This window comes from Burkholderia sp. Bp8984 (assembly GCF_003853755.1).
In the GTDB taxonomy this organism is placed as follows: domain Bacteria; phylum Pseudomonadota; class Gammaproteobacteria; order Burkholderiales; family Burkholderiaceae; genus Burkholderia.
This window is the reverse complement of record NZ_QTQN01000020.1, coordinates 95,950-112,537: the sequence shown is the minus strand read 5'-3', so window position 1 is coordinate 112,537 and position 16,588 is coordinate 95,950. Positions and strand designations below refer to the sequence as shown.

Here is a 16,588-nt window from a genome sequence, read left to right as displayed (position 1 = left end):
GTCCCGAGCATGAGCACGCTGGAAGTCCGTCAGGTATCGGTCGACTATCCCGGCGAACGCGGCCGGCCGATGACGCAGGCGCTCGCGCACGTCGACCTGCGCATCGAAGCCGGTGAATTCGTCGTCGCGCTCGGCGCGTCCGGGTGCGGGAAGACGACGCTGCTGAACTGCATGGCCGGCTTCGTCGCGCCGACGACCGGCGACGTGCGCGTCGACGGCGTGCCGGTCACGGGCCCCGGCGCCGATCGCGGCGTCGTGTTCCAGAAATACGCGTTGCTGCCGTGGCTCGACGTGCTCGAGAACGTCGCGCTCGGGTTGCGCTTCGCACGCGTGTCGAAGGCCGAACGCGAAGCGCGGGCGCGCGAGATGCTCGCGCTGGTCGGGCTCGACAAGCATGCGCACGCGCGCGTGTACGAGCTGTCGGGCGGGATGCAGCAGCGCGTCGGCATCGCGCGTGCGCTTGCGAGCGATCCGCGCGTGCTGCTGATGGACGAGCCTATGGGCGCGCTCGACGCGATGACGCGCGGCACGATGCAGGCGCTCGTGCTCGACGTGTGGGCACGCACCGGCAAGACGGTGTTCTTCATCACGCACGACGTCGAGGAGGCGCTGTTCCTCGCGACGCGTCTCGTCGTGATGACGCCCGGCCCCGGCCGGATCGCGGAGACGTTCGAGCTGCCGTTCGCGCGGCGCTACGTCGAATCGCGCGATGCGCGCGCGGTGAAGTCGTCGCCGGAATTCATCGCGTGGCGCGAGCGGCTGATCGCGTATCTGCATCGCGACGAGGCGGTGGCGGAGCGCGCGTGATGCATGAGTTCGCGCGACGGGGCGCGTCCGTCGGGCGCGGCCGGATCAGTACTTTGCACAGGCAGGTCGACATGAGCACGCAGGAATCGTTGGCAGCCGATCGAGCAGCCTCGGAGTTCGGGCAGGATCAACGCGCGACGCAACAGCGTCACGCGGTGCGTCCGGCTCGCGCATCGCATCGCTACCGGTTGCCGGGGCAGGGGCGGACGGCCGCGCTCAGCGCGGTGACGGTCGCGGCGCTGGCCGTGCTGTGGTGGGTCGCGACGCACCGGCAGTGGTTGCCGCCGCTGTTCCTGCCCGCGCCGGAAGCGGTATGGGCCGCGTTCGTCGACGCGTGGCATGGCCGCATCCAGGGCGGCCTGCCGTTGTCGGAGCATTTGTTGTGGAGCGCCGCGCGCGTGTTCGGCGCCTTCGTGTTCGCCACTGCGATCGGCGTGCCGGCCGGGATCCTGATGGGCGTGAGCCGCATCGCGCGCGGCGTGCTCGATCCGCTGCTGGAGTTCTACCGGCCGCTGCCGCCGCTCGCGTATCTGCCGCTCGTCGTGATCTGGTTCGGCATCGACGAGACGGCGAAGCTCGTCGTGATCTTCCTCGCATGCTTCGCGCCGATCGCGATGGCCGCCCGTGCCGGCGTGCGCGCGGCAACCGTCGAGCAGATCAACGCCGCGTATTCGCTCGGCGGCAGCTTCGCGCAGATCGTGCGCCATGTCGTGCTGCCGGCCGCGCTGCCGGAAATCCTCACTGGGCTGCGGATCGCGATCGGGTTCGGCTGGACGACGCTGGTCGCGGCCGAAATGGTCGCCGCGACGGCCGGGCTCGGGCAGATGGTACTCAACGCGTCGAGCTTCCTGCGTACCGATCTCGTCGTGATGGGGATCCTGATCATCGGCGCGATCGCATGGCTGTTCGATCTCGCGATGCGGTGGGTCGAGCGGCGGGTGGTGCCGTGGAAGGGGCGGGGGTGATGCCCGGATGAGACCCGCGGGCGGCGCATGCGCACCGCCCGTGCCGGTCGTGCCAGTCGCGTCACTCGCCCATCGCGACGCCTTCCCGCCGCGGGTCGGCCCCGCCGAACCACACCGTTTGCCCCTGCACGTTCAGCCGCTGGATCCCCTGCAGTCCCGAATTTATCTCGACGACCCGCACGTCGTGCCCGCGCCCTTTCAACCCGTCGACGAGCGCGTCCGACACGCGGCCGCGTTCGAGCTGCGTCGGCCCGTTCATCGACCCGACGTTCGGCAGCGCGATCGCCTGCTGCATCGTCATCCCCCAGTCCATCACGCCGATCATCGTCTTCGCGACGTGATTGATGATCGCGGGGCCGCCGGCCGAGCCGACGATCATCGTCACCTGCTTCGTCTTCTGGTCGAACACGAGCTCGGGCGACATCGACGAGCGCGGCCGCTTGCCCGGCTGCACGCGGTTCGCGACCGGCCGCCCGTTCTCGTTCGACACGAACGAGAAATCGGTCAACTGGTTGTTCAACATGAACCCGCGCACCATCAGCCGCGAACCGAACGCGTCCTCGACGCTGGTCGTCATCGACAGCGCCTGGCCGTAGCGGTCGACGATCGCGATGTCGGACGTCGACGGCAATTCGGGGCTGCGGTCGTCGGCCAGCGCGAGCGTCGCGCCCTGCGGCGTGCCGGCCTGCGCGACGCCCATGCTGGTGTCGCCGATCAGGCGCGCGCGCTGCGCGAGATAGGTCCGGTCGACGAGGCTCGCCCAGCTGCCGCCCGGCAGCGGCGCGAAATCCGGATCGGCGACGTAGCGCGCACGGTCCGCATACGCGAGGCGTCCCGCCTCGCTGAACAGGTGCGCGGCGAACGGCGTCGGCTCGTAGCCGACTTCGTTGCGCACCGGCTTCTGCGCGCCGATCTGCTGCCAGTCGGGCATCGCCTCGAGGATGCCGAGCATCTGCGCGATCGCCAGGCCGCCCGATGACGGCGGCGGCATCCCGCACACCACCGAGCGCCGGTAGCCGGTGCACAGCGGCGCCCGCACCTTCGCCTTGTAGCGCGCGAGATCCTGCAGCGACAGCAGGCCCGGATTGGTCGGGTGCTTGCGCACCTTCGTGACGATGTCGCGCGCGATCGCGCCGGTGTAGAACGCATTCGCGCCGCGATCGGCAACCTGGCGCAGCACGGTCGCGAGCGCGGGGTTCTTCAGCACCGTGCCGGCCGCCTTCGGCGTGCCGTCCTTGTTGTAGAAGTACGCACGCGCGGCCGGGTCGTTCATCAGGTACTTGTCGTTCGCGATCAGCATCGCGAGGCGCGGGCTGATCGTGAAGCCGTGCTCGGCGAGCCGGATCGCGGGCTGGAACAGCCGGCGCCACGGCAGCTTGCCGTGCGCGCGGTGCGCGGCGTCGAGCATCCGCAGCACGCCCGGCGTGCCGACCGAACGGCCGCCCACGACACCTTCGTAGAAGCCCATCGGCTGGCCGGTCGGGCCGTAGAACAGCCGGTCGGTCGCGGCGGCCGGCGCGGTCTCGCGGCCGTCGTACGCCTGCGTCGCACGGCCGTCGAAGTACAGCATGAACGCGCCGCCACCGAGCCCCGACGATTGCGGCTCGACGAGCGCGAGCACCATCTGCGTGGCGATCGCCGCGTCGATCGCGGTGCCGCCGGCCTTCAGCATCTCGTAGCCGGCCTGCGTGGCGAGCGGGTTCGCGGCCGCGATCATGAAGCGCTGCGAGGTCCAGCCCGGCTTGTCGGTCCAGCCGGACGACAGTTCGGGCGCGTGAACGCCGGGCAGCGGCACCGCGGCGCCCGATGTGGCAGCGACCGGGACGACGGCGCCCGACGGCGCGGACGGCGATGTGCAGCCGGCGCCGAACGTGACGAGCGCGACGAGCGCGACGAGCGCGAGCGTGGCGACGAGCGTCCGGGGACGCGAATGCGGACGGATCCGGTCGAACATTGAAACCCTCGGCAACAGTGAATTCGAAGGAGGCGGCGTGTGCGCGGCACGCGCTCCGCACGGACGGCGCGCTATTGTCGCCGTGCGGCCGGCGGATTGTCATCCGACAGGAAACCCTGACGCATCCCGCCGGGCCCGCCCCGGCCGGCCTTTCCGGCCTGTTCGAGGATGAACTCTATGAACGTCGCGGTCGCACGCGTGTGGTGCCGGTTCGGCATGTAGAGCATGTACATGTGCGTGCCGAAGATGCTGAGACGATACGCGTCGAGCGACGTGACGACCGTGCCGCGCCGCATGTCGTCCTGCATCACGTAGTCGGGCACGATGCCGACGCCGATCCCGGCGAGGATCGCCTGGCGCAGGAACAGGAAGTTCTCCGAAATCAGCGTGGGCTCGAGCAGCACCTCGTGGCGCTCGTCGCCGAGGTACGCGGCGATCCGCAGCTGCCGCCCCAGCACCGTCGCGGTGACGACCGGCGCGGCGGCCAGCGCGCCGAGGCTCGCGGGCATGCCGTGCGCGGCCGCGAACGCGGGCGACGCGCACGCGACGTAGCGCACCGCGCCCATGTCGCGCGCGACGAGGTTCTGCGGCGGCTCGGACATCACGCGAATCGCGATGTCGACTTCGTCGCGCATCAGGTCCTCCACGCGATTCTCGAACACCACGTCGAGCACGATGCCCGGATGCAGCCGCTTGAACGCGAGCAGCCAGTCGGACATCACCATCTGCCCATAGCCGCTCGGCACCGACAGCCGCACGCGGCCCTGCAGGTCCTGGCCGAGCGTCGTCACCGATTCCTGCGCGGCGAGCAGTTCGTTGCGGATGCGCCGGCCGTGCTCGTACAGCTTCAGCCCGATTTCGGTCGGCTCGATGCGGCGCGTCGTGCGGCGCACGAGCTGCTGGCCGATCGAGCGCTCGAGCTGGTTCAGCCGATAGCTGACGTTCGCGCGGCTCATCTTGAGCCGCTGCGCGGCCTTGCTCAGGTTGCCCGCGTCGAGGATCTCGACGAGCAGCGTCAGCGCGTTCAGGTCCATGCCCGGTGTCTCCTGATCCGTCCCGCTTAAGGACCCGAAGCGGTCCGAAAGCATTCAATGTCAAGTCAGACTTGACAGCTTGTAAAGTCGAGCGGGAATTGTCAATGAATCTCGATCAATCGAGAATCGAGTCATGCCCGGCACATGCGCCGGATCGTTTCCCGCCGCGCGGGATCGGGAAGCGGCGCCGCTCGCCGGCCTGGCGACCGGTCCCGCCCGCATGGCGCACCGCAATGGAGACACGATGAATTCAACCGCTTCCCCCGAACCCGCCCAGACCGGCACCGTCGCGCGCGAACGGCGCGACAAGGTGCTCGTCGTCACGATCGACCATCCGCCCGTCAACGCGCTGTCCGCCGATGTGCGGCGCGGCCTCGCCGACGCGCTCGACGCCGCGCAGGCCGACGCCGCGATCCGCGCGGTGCTGATCGTCGGCGCCGGCCGCAACTTCATCGCGGGCGCCGACATCCGCGAATTCGGCAAGCCGCCCGTGCCGCCGTCGCTGCCCGACGTCTGCGAGCGGATCGAGTCGAGTGCGAAGCCGGTCGTGGTGGCGCTGCACGGCGCGACGCTCGGCGGCGGCCTCGAAGTCGCGCTCGCCGCGCATTACCGGCTCGCGGTGCCCGGCGCGAAGCTCGGGTTGCCAGAAGTCACGCTCGGCCTGCTGCCCGGCGCGGGCGGCACGCAGCGCGCGCCGCGCCTGATCGGCGCGCAGGCCGCGCTCGACCTGATGATGACGGGCCGCCATGCGAGCGCCGAGGAGGCGCTCGCGCTCGGCCTGGTCGACCGCGTCGCGCACAGCGACGACACGCTCGCCGAAGGCCTCGCCTATGCGCAGGAACTCGTGTCGCTCGGCGCGCCGGCTCGGCGCACGCGCGACGCGCAGGGGCTCGCCGACCGCGCGGCCGCGCAGGCCGCGATCGACGCGGCGCGCGCCGAGTTGCCGAAGAAGTCGCGCGGCCTGTTCTCGCCGGCGAAGATCGTCGACGCGGTCGAGGCCGCGCTCACGCTGTCGTTCGACGCGGGGATGAAGCTCGAACGCAGCCTGTTCCTGCAGTGCGTCGACAGCCCGCAGCGCGCGGGCCTCGTGCACGCGTTCTTCGCGGAACGCGAGGCCGCGAAGGCGCCCGAGGCGCGCCGCGCGAGCGCGCGTCCGGTCGAGCGGATCGGCGTGGTCGGCGGCGGCACGATGGGCGCGGGCATCGCGGTCGCGGCACTCGACGCCGGGTTGCCGGTGACGATGATCGAACGCGACGAAGCGTCGCTCGCGCGCGGCCGCGCGCATGTCGAGAAGGTGTACGACGGGCTCGTCGCGAAGGGGCGGATGACGCCGGCCGCGCACGCGGCGCGGCTCGCGCGCTTCAAGGGCAGCACGTCGTACGACGCGCTCGCGCAGGCCGACGTCGTGATCGAGGCGGTGTTCGAGGACATGGCCGTGAAAAAGGCGGTGTTCGCCGAGCTCGCGCGCGCGTGCAAGCCGGGCGCGGTGCTCGCGACCAACACGTCGTATCTCGACATCGACGAGCTCGCCGCCGGCATCGACCGGCCGGCCGACGTGATCGGCCTGCATTTCTTCTCGCCGGCGAACGTGATGAAGCTGCTCGAGATCGTCGTGCCGGCGCGCGTCGCCGATGACGTCGTCGCGACCGCGTTCGCGCTGGCCAAACAGCTGAAAAAGACGCCGGTGCGCGCCGGCGTGTGCGACGGCTTCATCGGCAACCGGATCCTCGCCGTCTATCGCACCGCGGCCGACTACCTGATGGAGGACGGCGCATCGCCGTACCAGATCGATCGCGTAGTGCGCGAATTCGGCTTCCCGATGGGGCCGTTCCAGGTCGTCGACCTCGCGGGCGGCGACATCGGCTGGGCGACCCGCAAGCGCCGCGCGGCCACGCGCGACCCGCGCGCGCGCTACGTGGAGATTTCCGACCGGCTGTGCGAGCGCGGCTGGTTCGGCCAGAAGACGGGGCGCGGCTATTACCTGTATCCGGACGGCGCGCGCGTCGGCACGCCGGACCCGGAAGTCGAGGCAATCGTCGCCGACGAACGCGCGAAGAAGGGCATCGCACCGCGCACGTTCACCGACGACGAGATCCTGCGCCGCTACCTTGCCGCGATGATCAACGAAGGCGCGAACGTCGTGCACGAGAAGATCGCGCTGCGCCCGCTCGACGTCGACGCGGTGTTCCTGTACGGCTACGGCTTCCCGCGCCATCGCGGCGGCCCGATGCACTACGCGGACACGGTCGGCCTCGCGAACGTGCTCGCCGACATCCGCGCGTTCGCGCAGGAGGATCCGCTGTTCTGGAAACCGTCGCCGCTGCTCGTCGAGCTAGTCGGGCGCGGCGCGGATTTCGCGAGCCTGAACCGTATCGACTGAACGCCCACCGCATTCGCAACGGACCCACGATGGACCTCAATTTCACTCCCGAAGAGGAAGCGTTCCGCACCGAAGTGCAGCGCTTCCTCGCCGCCGAACTGCCCGCGCGCACCGCGCGCAAGGTGAAGGGCGGCCTGCACCTGACGCGCGACGACATGCGCGAATGGCACGCAATCCTGAACGCCCGCGGCTGGCTCGCGAGCCACTGGCCGCGCGAATACGGCGGCCCCGGCTGGAGCGTCGCGCAGAAGTTCCTGTTCGACAACGAATGCGCGCTCGCCGGTGCGCCGCGCATCGTGCCGTTTGGCGTCAACATGCTTGGGCCCGTGCTGATCAAGTACGGCAGCGAAGCGCAGCAGCGCCACTGGCTGCCGCGCATTCTCGACGGCACCGACTGGTGGTGCCAGGGCTATTCGGAGCCGGGCGCCGGTTCCGACCTCGCATCGGTGAAGACGAGCGCGGTGCGCGATGGCGATCACTACGTCGTGAACGGCCAGAAGACTTGGACCACGCTCGGCCACTACGCGAACATGATCTTCTGCCTCGTGCGCACCGCGACCGACGTGCGCAAGCAGGAGGGCATCAGCTTCCTGCTGATCGACATGAACACGCCGGGCGTCGAGGTGCGCCCGATCATCACGCTCGACGGCGAGCACGAAGTGAACGAAGTGTTCTTCACCGACGTGCGCGTGCCCGTGGCGAACCTCGTCGGCGAAGAAAACCGAGGCTGGACCTGCGCGAAATACCTGCTCACGTACGAGCGCACCAACATCGCCGGGATCGGCTTCTCGACGGCCGCGCTCGAGCGGCTGCGCGCGGTGGCCGCGAAGGTCACGAAGAACGGCCGGCCGCTCGCCGACGATCCGTTCTTCGCGGCGCGCATCGCGCGCGTCGAGATCGAACTCGAGAACATGCGCACGACCAACCTGCGCGTGCTCGCCGCGGTCGCGGGCGGCGGCGTGCCGGGCGCGGAAAGCTCGATGCTGAAGATCCGCGGCACGCAGATCCGCCAGGAGATCACCGCGCTGATGCGCCGCGCGATGGGGCCGTACGCGCAGCCGTTCGTCGACGCAGCACTCGATGCCGATTACGACGGCGAGCCGGTCGGCCCGGACGAGGCCGCGAGCGCCGCGCAGCAGTACTTCAACAACCGCAAGCTGTCGATCTTCGGCGGCTCGAACGAGATCCAGAAGAACATCATCGCGAAGATGATGCTCGGGCTGTAACGAGGGACGCGACGATGGATTTCCAGCACACAGAAGACCGCCGGATGCTGGCGGACACGTTGAACCGCTTCATCACCGAACGGTATGCGTTCCCGGTGCGCGACCGCATCGCGCAGTCGGCCGAAGGCTTCGATCGCGCGATGTGGCGGCGCTTCGCCGAGCTCGGCGCGGTCGGCGCGCTGTTTTCCGAAGCCGACGGCGGCTTCGGCGGCGCGGGCTTCGACATCGCCGTGGTGTTCGAATGCCTCGGCCGCGGGCTCGTGGTCGAGCCGTTCCTCGGCACGCTGCTCGCGGGTCGCGCGCTGGCGCTGGCCGGCGGCGACGCGCATCGCGCGCGGCTGGCCGCGCTGATCGACGGCAGCGCGAGCGCCGCGTTCGCGCACGACGAGCCGGGCTCGCACTACGAACTGACGACCGTGCGCACGCGCGCCGAGCGTGCCGGCGACGGCTGGGTGCTGACGGGCGCGAAAGGCGTCGTCGACCAGGCCGCGCAGGCGGCGTTCTTCGTCGTCAGCGCGCGCGTGTCCGGTCAGGACGACGACGCGGCCGGCATCGGCCTGTTCGTCGTGCCGGCCGACGCGCCGGGCGTGTCGCTGCGGGACTACAAGAAGATCGACGGCGGCCGCGCGGCCGAGGTGCGCTTCGAGCGCGTCGTGCTGCCGGGCGATGCGGCGCTCGCCGTGCCGGAAACGCAAGACGACGAAGCAGGCGCCGCATTGCTCGAACACGTGCTCGGCTACGGGCTGCTCGCGCTGTCGGCGGAGGCGCTCGGCGCGATGGACGTCGCGAAGGAAGCGACGCTCGACTACCTGCGCACGCGCAAGCAGTTCGGCATGCCGATCGGCAGCTTCCAGGCGCTGCAGCACCGGATGGCCGACCTGCTGCTCGAAGTCGAGCAGGCGCGCTCGGCGGTGATCAACGCGGCCGCGCAGCTCGATGCGCCGCGCGCGGTGCGCGAACGCGCGCTCGCGGCGGCCAAGTACACCATCGGCCGGATCGGCACGCTGGTCGCCGAGGAGAGCATCCAGCTGCACGGCGGGATCGGGATGACGTGGGAGCTGCCGCTGTCGCATTACGCGAAGCGGCTCGTGATGATCGATCACCAGCTCGGCGACGAGGATCACCATCTCGCGCGCTACATCGCGCTGTCGAAACAATAAAGACGAACGACGCGAATGGAGGAGACGAGGATGACGAACGAATCGCGCGCGTTGCCGCTGGCCGGCGTGAAGGTGCTCGATTTCTCGCGTGTGCTGGCAGGCCCGTGGTGCGCGATGGTGCTTGCCGATTTCGGCGCGGAAGTGATCAAGGTCGAGCATCCGGCGCGCGGCGACGACACGCGCGACTGGGGCTTGCGGATCGGCGACACCGAAACGACCTACTTCAACAGCGTGAACCGAAGCAAGCGCTCGATCTGTCTCGACCTGCAGACCGACGAAGGGCGGCGGCTCGCGCGCGAGCTGGCCGCGCAGGCCGACGTGGTGCTGCACAACTTCAAGTTCGGCGGCGCGGAAAAACTCGGGCTCGGCTACGACGCGCTGGCCGCGCTCAATCCGCGGCTCGTGCATTGCGCGATTTCCGGCTACGACCGCTCGGGCCCGGAAGCCGCGCGGCCCGGCTACGACCTCGTCGTGCAGGGCGAGGCCGGGCTGATGGCGCTGAACGGCGAGGCCGGCCAGCCGCCGCTGAAATTCGGTGTCGCGGCGGTCGACCTGTTCACCGGCATGTATTCGGCGCAGGCGGTCCTCGCCGCGCTGTACGAGCGTCATGCGACGGGGCGCGGGCGGCGCATCGAGATGGCGCTGTTCGACTGCGGGCTGATGATCACCGCGTACTACGGGCTCGATGCGCTGCTGATGGGCGAGGATCCGCCGCGCTACGGCAATGCGCATCCGTCGATCGTGCCGTATGGCGTGTTCGACGCGGCCGACGGCCCGCTCGTGATCACGGTCGGCAACAACACGCAGTTCGCGCGTTTCTGCGATGCGATCGAGCGGCCCGACCTCGCCGCGGACGAACGCTACAAGACCAATCTCGGCCGCTCGGAGAACCGCGCCGCGCTGCTGCCGGAGATTCGCGGCGAACTTGCGCGGCGGCCGCGCGCGACGCTGCTCGCGGCGCTCGCCGCCGGCGGCATTCCGTGCGGCGAAGTGCTCGGGCTGCACGAGGCGCTGACCTCCGAGCGCGCGACCCGGGCGGGGCTCGTCACGCGGCAGCCGCACCCGGTCGCGGGCGGCGTCGACGTGCTGGCGCCGCCGTATCGCTTCGACGGTGCGCGGCTGCCGGTGCGCGGCGCGCCGCCGGTGCTCGGCGCGGATACGGACGACGTGCTCGGCGGCTGGCTCGGGATGTCGGCGGACGAGGTCGCGCGACTGCGCGCGGATCGCGTCGTGTAACGCATTGACGTGCCGCCACGGCGCGGGCGGATCGATGGGCGCGCCGGCCATCCACAAGACACTTCTCGCGAAACGACGAGGAGACATTGGAGACACCATGGAGCTTTCCGTCATCGAATCGGTCACGGCGCGCCGTGACTACCAGCAGCTCGTGCGCGCACGGCGCCGCTTCAGCTTCACGCTCACGGCACTGATGATCGCCACGTACTACGGCTTCATCCTGCTCGTCGCGCTCGCGCCGCACGTGCTTGCGGCGCCGCTGTACCGCGGTGCGACGACCACGGTCGGGATCGCCGCGGGCGTCGCGATCATCCTGGTCGCGATCGGGCTGACCGCGTGCTACGTGCTGCGCGCGAACCGTGCGTTCGACCGCCGCGTCGACGCGATCCTGCAGCGTTCGTGACGGAGGCCGACATGCGACGCACTTCGAGCGCGCTCGGCGCGCTGGCCGTTCTCGTTTCCTCCACCGCGCACGCGACCGGCGTCGCGGGCCCGATGCCCGACAAGGTCGAGCTGAACCCGGTGGCGATCGCGATGTTCTTCGCGTTCGTGTTCGCGACGCTCGCGCTCACGCGCTGGGCCGCGCGCCGCACGCGTTCGACGCGCGACTTCTACACGGCCGGCGGCGGCATCACCGGGCTGCAGAACGGGCTCGCGATCGCGGGCGACTACATGTCGGCCGCGTCGTTCCTCGGGCTGTCGGGGATGGTGTTCATGTTCGGCTTCGACGGGCTGATCTACTCGATCGGCTTCCTGGTCGGCTGGCCGTTCGTGATGTTCCTGATCGCCGAGCCGCTGCGCAACCTCGGCAAGTTCACGTTCGTCGACGTGGTCGCGTACCGCTTCGCGCAGCGGCCGATCCGGCTCCTGACGTCCGCGAACGCGCTGACGATCGTCGTGCTGTACCTGGTCGTGCAGATGGTCGGCGCGGGCAAGCTGATCCAGCTGCTGTTCGGGCTGTCGTACGGCACGGCCGAGCTGATCGTCGGCGTGCTGATGGTCGTCTACGTGTTCTTCGGCGGGATGACCGCGACCACCTGGGTGCAGGTGATCAAGGCCGTGCTGCTGCTGTGCGGCGCGACGCTGCTCGTCCTGCTCGCGCTCGCCGAATTCGGCTTCAGCGTCGATGAGATGTTCCGTCGCGCGGTGGCCGTGCATCCGGGCGCGCTGTCGATCATGGGGCCCGGCAAGCTGATCCGCGATCCGGCCAACGCGCTGTCGCTCGGCATCGCGCTGATGTTCGGCACGGCCGGCTTCCCGCACATCCTGATGCGCTTCTTCACGGTGCCGAACGCGAAGGAGGCGCGCAAGTCGGTGCTCTACGCGACCGGCTTCATCGGCTATTTCTATCTGCTGACGTTCGTGATCGGCTTCTCGGCGATCGTGCTGCTCGCGCAGCATCCGGAATTCTTCCGGCTCGGCGCGAACGGCACGTTCAACCTGACGCACGACCTGCTCGGCGGCTCGAACATGGTCGCGGTGAAGCTCGCGCAGGCGGTCGGCGGCAACTGGTTCTACGGCTTCATCGCGGCCGTCACGTTCGCGACGATCCTCGCGGTGGTCGCCGGGCTGACGCTCGCCGGCGCGACCACGATCTCGCACGACCTGTATGCGCAGATGTGGGCGCGCGGCAAGCCCGACGAGCGGCTGGAAATGCGCATCTCGCGCGCGGCGACGATCGGCTTGTCCGCGGTCGCGATCGCGCTGTCGATCCTGTTCGAGCACGTCAACGTCGCGTTCATGGTCGGCCTCGTCGCGGCGGTGGCCGCCAGCGCCAATTTCCCGGTGCTCGCGATGTCGATCTTCTGGCGCGGGATGACGACGCGCGGCGCGGTGCTCGGCGGCGGCCTCGGCCTCGCGTCGGCGGTGGCGCTGACGGTGCTGTCGAAGTCGGTGTGGGTCGACGTGCTGCACCACGCGCACGCGCCGGTGTTTCTCGACAACCCGGCGCTCGTGTCGGTGCCGCTCGCGTTCGTCGGGATTGTCGTCGGCTCGCTCGCGGACCGCGGCGAGCGCGCGCGTCGCGAGCGCGACGCGTTCGCGCAGCAGGAGTTCTATGCGCAGACGGGCGTGCTGGCCGGTGAAGCCGTGCAGCATTGATTCGTCTGATGAAACGATCGCTCCGTCCGGATCGCCGGACGGATATTTTCCGGAAATCCGGAATCCCGGATTTCCTTGCCTGCCGCATTATGAGAAATACAATGAAAACAACGGCTTGAGGGGCTCCGGAAACCTGGCATCGACCTTGCGATATAAAGCGCACGGCCATCCCCCGGCCGAACTACTACAGCAAGCAAGGAGACAACCGATGACCAATGCCTTCCTCCCCCTCCGGATGTCCTGAGGCATCGCTTGTTGCGGCACGGCAGCCGCGCGGGCGAATGCCTTCTCCCCTGAGACATTCGCCTGCGCGCGTGACGCCGTTTCCACCGGCTCATCATCTACTTCAGCAGGAACCATCGTGAAGAAGAAACCCTTCTACAAAGTGCTCTATGTGCAGGTGATCTTCGCCATCATCGTCGGCGTGATCCTCGGCCACTTCTATCCGTCGCTCGCCACCGAGATGAAACCGCTCGGCGACGGCTTCATCAAGCTGATCAAGATGGTGATCGGACCGATCATCTTCTGTACGGTCGTCACCGGCATCGCCGGCATGGAGGACATGAAGAAGGTCGGCCGCGTCGGCGGCAAGGCGCTGCTGTACTTCGAGATCGTGTCGACCTTCGCGCTGCTGCTCGGCCTCGCGGCCACGCACATCCTGCGTCCGGGCGTCGGCTTCAACATCGATCCGGCGACGCTGAACGGCAAGGAAGTCGCATCGTACGCGGCGAAGGCGCACGGACAGTCGACGGTCGACTTCCTGATGCACATCATCCCGAACACGATGGTCGATGCGTTCGCGCAGGGTGAAATCCTGCAGATCCTGCTGATCGCGCTGCTGTTCGGCAGCGTGCTCGCGCACCTCGGCGAACGAGGCAAGGTCGTGACCGACTTCATCGACGGCCTCACGCGCGTGCTGTTCGGCATCGTGCACATCGTCACGAAGCTGGCGCCGATCGGCGCGTTCGGCGCGATGGCGTTCACGATCGGCAAGTACGGCGTCGGCTCGCTGGTGCCGCTGCTCAAGCTGATCGGCACGTTCTACCTGACGTCGGTCGTGTTCGTGCTGGTCGTGCTCGGCGCGATCGCGCGCTTCACGGGCTTCTCGATCATCCGCTTCGTGTCGTACATCAAGGAAGAGCTGCTGATCGTGCTCGGCACGAGCTCGTCGGAAGCCGCGCTGCCGCAACTGATGGAAAAGCTCGAGAAAGCCGGCTGCTCGCGTTCGGTCGTCGGCCTCGTCGTGCCGACCGGCTATTCGTTCAACCTCGACGGCACCAACATCTACATGACGATGGCCGTGCTGTTCATCGCGCAGGCGACCAACATCGAACTCACGTGGATGCAGCAGCTCACGCTGCTCGCGGTCGCGATGCTGACGTCGAAGGGCGCGAGCGGCGTCACGGGCGCGGGCTTCATCACGCTCGCCGCGACGCTCGCGGTCGTGCCGACGATCCCGCTGTCGGGCATGGTGCTGATCCTCGGCATCGACCGCTTCATGAGCGAATGCCGCGCGCTGACCAACATCGTCGGCAACGGCGTCGCGACGGTCGTCGTGTCGGCCTGGGAGAAGGAACTCGACCGCAACAAGCTGCGCCAGGCGCTGAAGGGCGGCGGCGAGGTCACGCCGACCGAGACGGCCGGCGTCTGACGTCATGAAGGAGCAGGCGGCGGCACCGCCCGCGGGCGGTGCGCCGCGCGGCGGCCGGGGCAGCGACGAGGCGCCCTATGACACAATAGGCGATCCGCATCGCCAGGAAGTCACGTCCGTGAAGCGCCGCCTGCTCATCCTCGTCGTGCTTGCCGCCGCGCTCGCGGCGGCGTGCGCGCTGACGTGGACCATCACGTGGCAGCGCGGCGTCGCCGAGCTGCAGCGCAACGCCGCGGTGCGGGTCGACCGCACCACCAACGCGCTCAAGAGCACGCTCGACCGCTACGAATCGCTGCCTTATCTGCTCGGCAGCCATCCGTACGTGCTGGACCTGCTCGCCGAGCCGAAGCGCGCCGATTTCACCGCGCGCGCGAACCGCTATCTCGAAGACCTCAACGAACACGCGCACGCGACCGTCACCTACGTGATCGGCGCGGACGGCCTGTGCGTCGCCGCCAGCAACTGGCGCGCGCCGGACAGCTTCGTCGGGACCGGATACCAGTTTCGTCCATATTTCATCGACGCGATGAACGGCCGGGTCGGCCGCTTCTTCGCGATCGGCACGATCTCCCGCGACCCCGGCTACTACATCTCGCAGCCGGTGTGGCGCGACGGCAGGATCGCGGGCGTCGTCGTCGTGAAGCTCAATCTCGAATGGTTCCAGGGCGCCGACGCGTCCGAGCCGCTCGTCGTCGCGGACGATCACGGCGTCGTGTTCCTGTCGTCCGTGCCCGCCTGGAAGTACCACACGCTGCATCCGCTGACGGGGCCCGTCGCCGCGTCGATCTACGAGACGCGCCAGTACGCGCAGCAGCCCGTCACGCCGCTGCCGCTGCGCGTCGAGCAGGTGCTCGGCGCCGATGCGGAGATCGTGCGCCTCGGTGCGGCCGGCGTAGGCCCTGGCCTGCGCGCGCCGCGTTTCCTCGCCAGCAAGCGGCGGATCGGCGAGCCCGACTGGCTGCTCGTCACGCTCGCGCCGATCGCGCCCATCGACGCCGACGCGCGCAACGCGACGATCGTCACGGGCTTCGGCTTCGTGTCGGTCGCGTTGCTCGCGTTCTACTGGCGCATGCGCCGCGCGCGCGTGCGCGAGATGATCCGCGGCCGCGCGCTGCTGCAGCAGGCGTATGCGGAGCTGAACCGGCGCGTCGAGGAACGCACGGCCGACCTGTCGGAAGCGAACGAGCAATTGCAGAAGGAAGTCGGCGACCGGATCCGCGCGGAGCAGGAATTGCGCGCCGCGCACGACGAACTGATCCAGGCGAGCAAGCTCGCCGCACTCGGCCAGATGGCGGCCGGCATCACGCATGAACTGAACCAGCCGCTCGCGGCGTTGCGCAGCTTCTCGGACAACACGCGCGTGCTGCTCGATCGCGGCGAGCAGGCGGCCGCGCGCGAGAACCTCGAGGCGATCGCCGCGCTGACCGAGCGGATGGGCAAGATCACCAACCAGCTGAAGCTGTTCGTCGGCCGCGCGAAGCCGCGCAACGAACAGGCGCTCGTCGTGCGCGCGCTGCGCAGCGTGCTGTCGCTGCTCGGCGACCGGCTGCGCGGCGTCGCGCTCACGCTGACGCTGCAGGATGCGACGGTGTCGCCCGCGCAGGATGCGCCGCTCGACCTGGCGCGCGACTATCCGGAACTCGTCGCCCGCTGCGAGGACCTGCGTCTCGAGCAGGTGCTGATCAACCTGCTCGGCAACGCGCTCGACGCGGTCGCGGGCGTCGCCGCGCCGGCGATCGAAGTGACGATCGCGGTGTCGGTCGCGACGCTCGCGGTCGAGGTGCGCGACAACGGCTCCGGCATCGCGCCCGAGCTGCTGCCGCGACTGTTCGAACCGTTCTTCACGACCAAGGAAATGGGGCGCGGGCTCGGGCTCGGGCTCGCGATCTCGTCGTCGATCGCGAGCGACGCGGGCGGCGCGCTGACCGCGCGCAATGCGCCGTCCGGCGGCGCGCTGTTCGTCTTGACGCTGCGGCGCGCGCGCACGCATCATCCGGACGCCGTGTCCGAGCCGGCGGGCTCGCGCTAGGCACCGCACGACCGCATCAACGAGAGCCGCGCGCACCACCGCCGCG

12 protein-coding genes are annotated in these 16,588 nt (G+C 69.4%); 10 read left to right on the top strand and 2 right to left on the bottom strand.

Annotated features, from left to right (window positions below):
- Window positions 1–9 precede the first annotated feature (9 nt).
- Entirely contained in the window at window positions 10–807 is a 798-nt protein-coding gene (locus tag DID98_RS20915) for a taurine ABC transporter ATP-binding protein (protein ID WP_124571344.1), read from the top strand.
- The gene (locus tag DID98_RS20910; protein WP_124571357.1) at window positions 807–1,772 is read left to right on the top strand and encodes an ABC transporter permease subunit; all 966 of its coding nucleotides are present in this window, start codon (window positions 807–809) and stop codon (window positions 1,770–1,772) included. Before DID98_RS20915 ends, DID98_RS20910 begins: the two co-directional genes overlap by 1 nt.
- Before the next feature lie 61 nt (window positions 1,773–1,833).
- Here DID98_RS20910 and ggt read toward each other — a convergent pair whose 3' ends face one another.
- Together ggt and DID98_RS20900 are read right to left on the bottom strand one after the other, a co-directional pair.
- Window positions 1,834–3,726, bottom strand: coding sequence for a gamma-glutamyltransferase (ggt, locus tag DID98_RS20905; RefSeq protein ID WP_124571343.1), 1,893 nt, complete (start codon window positions 3,724–3,726; stop codon window positions 1,834–1,836).
- A gap of 71 nt (window positions 3,727–3,797) precedes the next feature.
- Window positions 3,798–4,760, bottom strand: a complete 963-nt coding sequence (locus tag DID98_RS20900; protein ID WP_124486547.1) for a LysR family transcriptional regulator — start codon at window positions 4,758–4,760, stop codon at window positions 3,798–3,800.
- Window positions 4,761–5,004: 244 nt separating this feature from the next.
- Between DID98_RS20900 and DID98_RS20895 the strand changes: the two genes are divergently transcribed.
- The 8 genes from DID98_RS20895 to DID98_RS20860 all read left to right on the top strand — a co-directional run bounded on the left by DID98_RS20895 (window position 5,005) and on the right by DID98_RS20860 (window position 16,542).
- On the top strand, window positions 5,005–7,140 hold the full coding sequence (locus tag DID98_RS20895) for a 3-hydroxyacyl-CoA dehydrogenase NAD-binding domain-containing protein (protein ID WP_124571342.1): 2,136 nt from the start codon (window positions 5,005–5,007) through the stop codon (window positions 7,138–7,140).
- A gap of 29 nt (window positions 7,141–7,169) precedes the next feature.
- Window positions 7,170–8,366, top strand: a complete 1,197-nt coding sequence (locus tag DID98_RS20890; protein ID WP_044846745.1) for an acyl-CoA dehydrogenase family protein — start codon at window positions 7,170–7,172, stop codon at window positions 8,364–8,366.
- A gap of 14 nt (window positions 8,367–8,380) precedes the next feature.
- On the top strand, window positions 8,381–9,526 hold the full coding sequence (locus DID98_RS20885) for an acyl-CoA dehydrogenase family protein (RefSeq protein WP_124571341.1): 1,146 nt from the start codon (window positions 8,381–8,383) through the stop codon (window positions 9,524–9,526).
- Window positions 9,527–9,556: 30 nt separating this feature from the next.
- Complete coding sequence (locus DID98_RS20880; protein WP_124571340.1) at window positions 9,557–10,762, top strand: CaiB/BaiF CoA-transferase family protein; 1,206 nt, start codon at window positions 9,557–9,559, stop codon at window positions 10,760–10,762.
- Between the two features lie 97 nt (window positions 10,763–10,859).
- Window positions 10,860–11,165, top strand: a complete 306-nt coding sequence (locus DID98_RS20875) for a DUF485 domain-containing protein (protein ID WP_014895931.1) — start codon at window positions 10,860–10,862, stop codon at window positions 11,163–11,165.
- A gap of 11 nt (window positions 11,166–11,176) precedes the next feature.
- The gene (locus tag DID98_RS20870) at window positions 11,177–12,862 is read left to right on the top strand and encodes a cation acetate symporter (RefSeq protein WP_124571339.1); all 1,686 of its coding nucleotides are present in this window, start codon (window positions 11,177–11,179) and stop codon (window positions 12,860–12,862) included.
- Between the two features lie 361 nt (window positions 12,863–13,223).
- A complete protein-coding gene (locus tag DID98_RS20865) occupies window positions 13,224–14,513 on the top strand; it encodes a dicarboxylate/amino acid:cation symporter (protein ID WP_044846742.1) in 1,290 nt (429 codons plus the stop codon).
- Window positions 14,514–14,517: 4 nt separating this feature from the next.
- Window positions 14,518–16,542, top strand: coding sequence for an ATP-binding protein (locus DID98_RS20860; protein ID WP_124486543.1), 2,025 nt, complete (start codon window positions 14,518–14,520; stop codon window positions 16,540–16,542).
- Window positions 16,543–16,588: the final 46 nt, after the last annotated feature.

Bases quoted from the DNA above. Each gene is read 5' to 3' on its own strand.
- DID98_RS20885 (WP_124571341.1), top strand. From the start codon at position 8,381: ATGGATTTCCAGCACACAGAAGACCGCCGGATGCTGGCGGACACGTTG.
- DID98_RS20880 (WP_124571340.1), top strand. From the start codon at position 9,557: ATGACGAACGAATCGCGCGCGTTGCCGCTGGCCGGCGTGAAGGTGCTC.
- DID98_RS20875 (WP_014895931.1), top strand. From the start codon at position 10,860: ATGGAGCTTTCCGTCATCGAATCGGTCACGGCGCGCCGTGACTACCAG.
- ggt (WP_124571343.1), bottom strand. From the start codon at position 3,726: ATGTTCGACCGGATCCGTCCGCATTCGCGTCCCCGGACGCTCGTCGCC.
- DID98_RS20870 (WP_124571339.1), top strand. From the start codon at position 11,177: ATGCGACGCACTTCGAGCGCGCTCGGCGCGCTGGCCGTTCTCGTTTCC.
- DID98_RS20910 (WP_124571357.1), top strand. From the start codon at position 807: ATGCATGAGTTCGCGCGACGGGGCGCGTCCGTCGGGCGCGGCCGGATC.
- DID98_RS20915 (WP_124571344.1), top strand. From the start codon at position 10: ATGAGCACGCTGGAAGTCCGTCAGGTATCGGTCGACTATCCCGGCGAA.
- DID98_RS20895 (WP_124571342.1), top strand. From the start codon at position 5,005: ATGAATTCAACCGCTTCCCCCGAACCCGCCCAGACCGGCACCGTCGCG.
- DID98_RS20860 (WP_124486543.1), top strand. From the start codon at position 14,518: ATGAAGGAGCAGGCGGCGGCACCGCCCGCGGGCGGTGCGCCGCGCGGC.
- DID98_RS20900 (WP_124486547.1), bottom strand. From the start codon at position 4,760: ATGGACCTGAACGCGCTGACGCTGCTCGTCGAGATCCTCGACGCGGGC.
- DID98_RS20890 (WP_044846745.1), top strand. From the start codon at position 7,170: ATGGACCTCAATTTCACTCCCGAAGAGGAAGCGTTCCGCACCGAAGTG.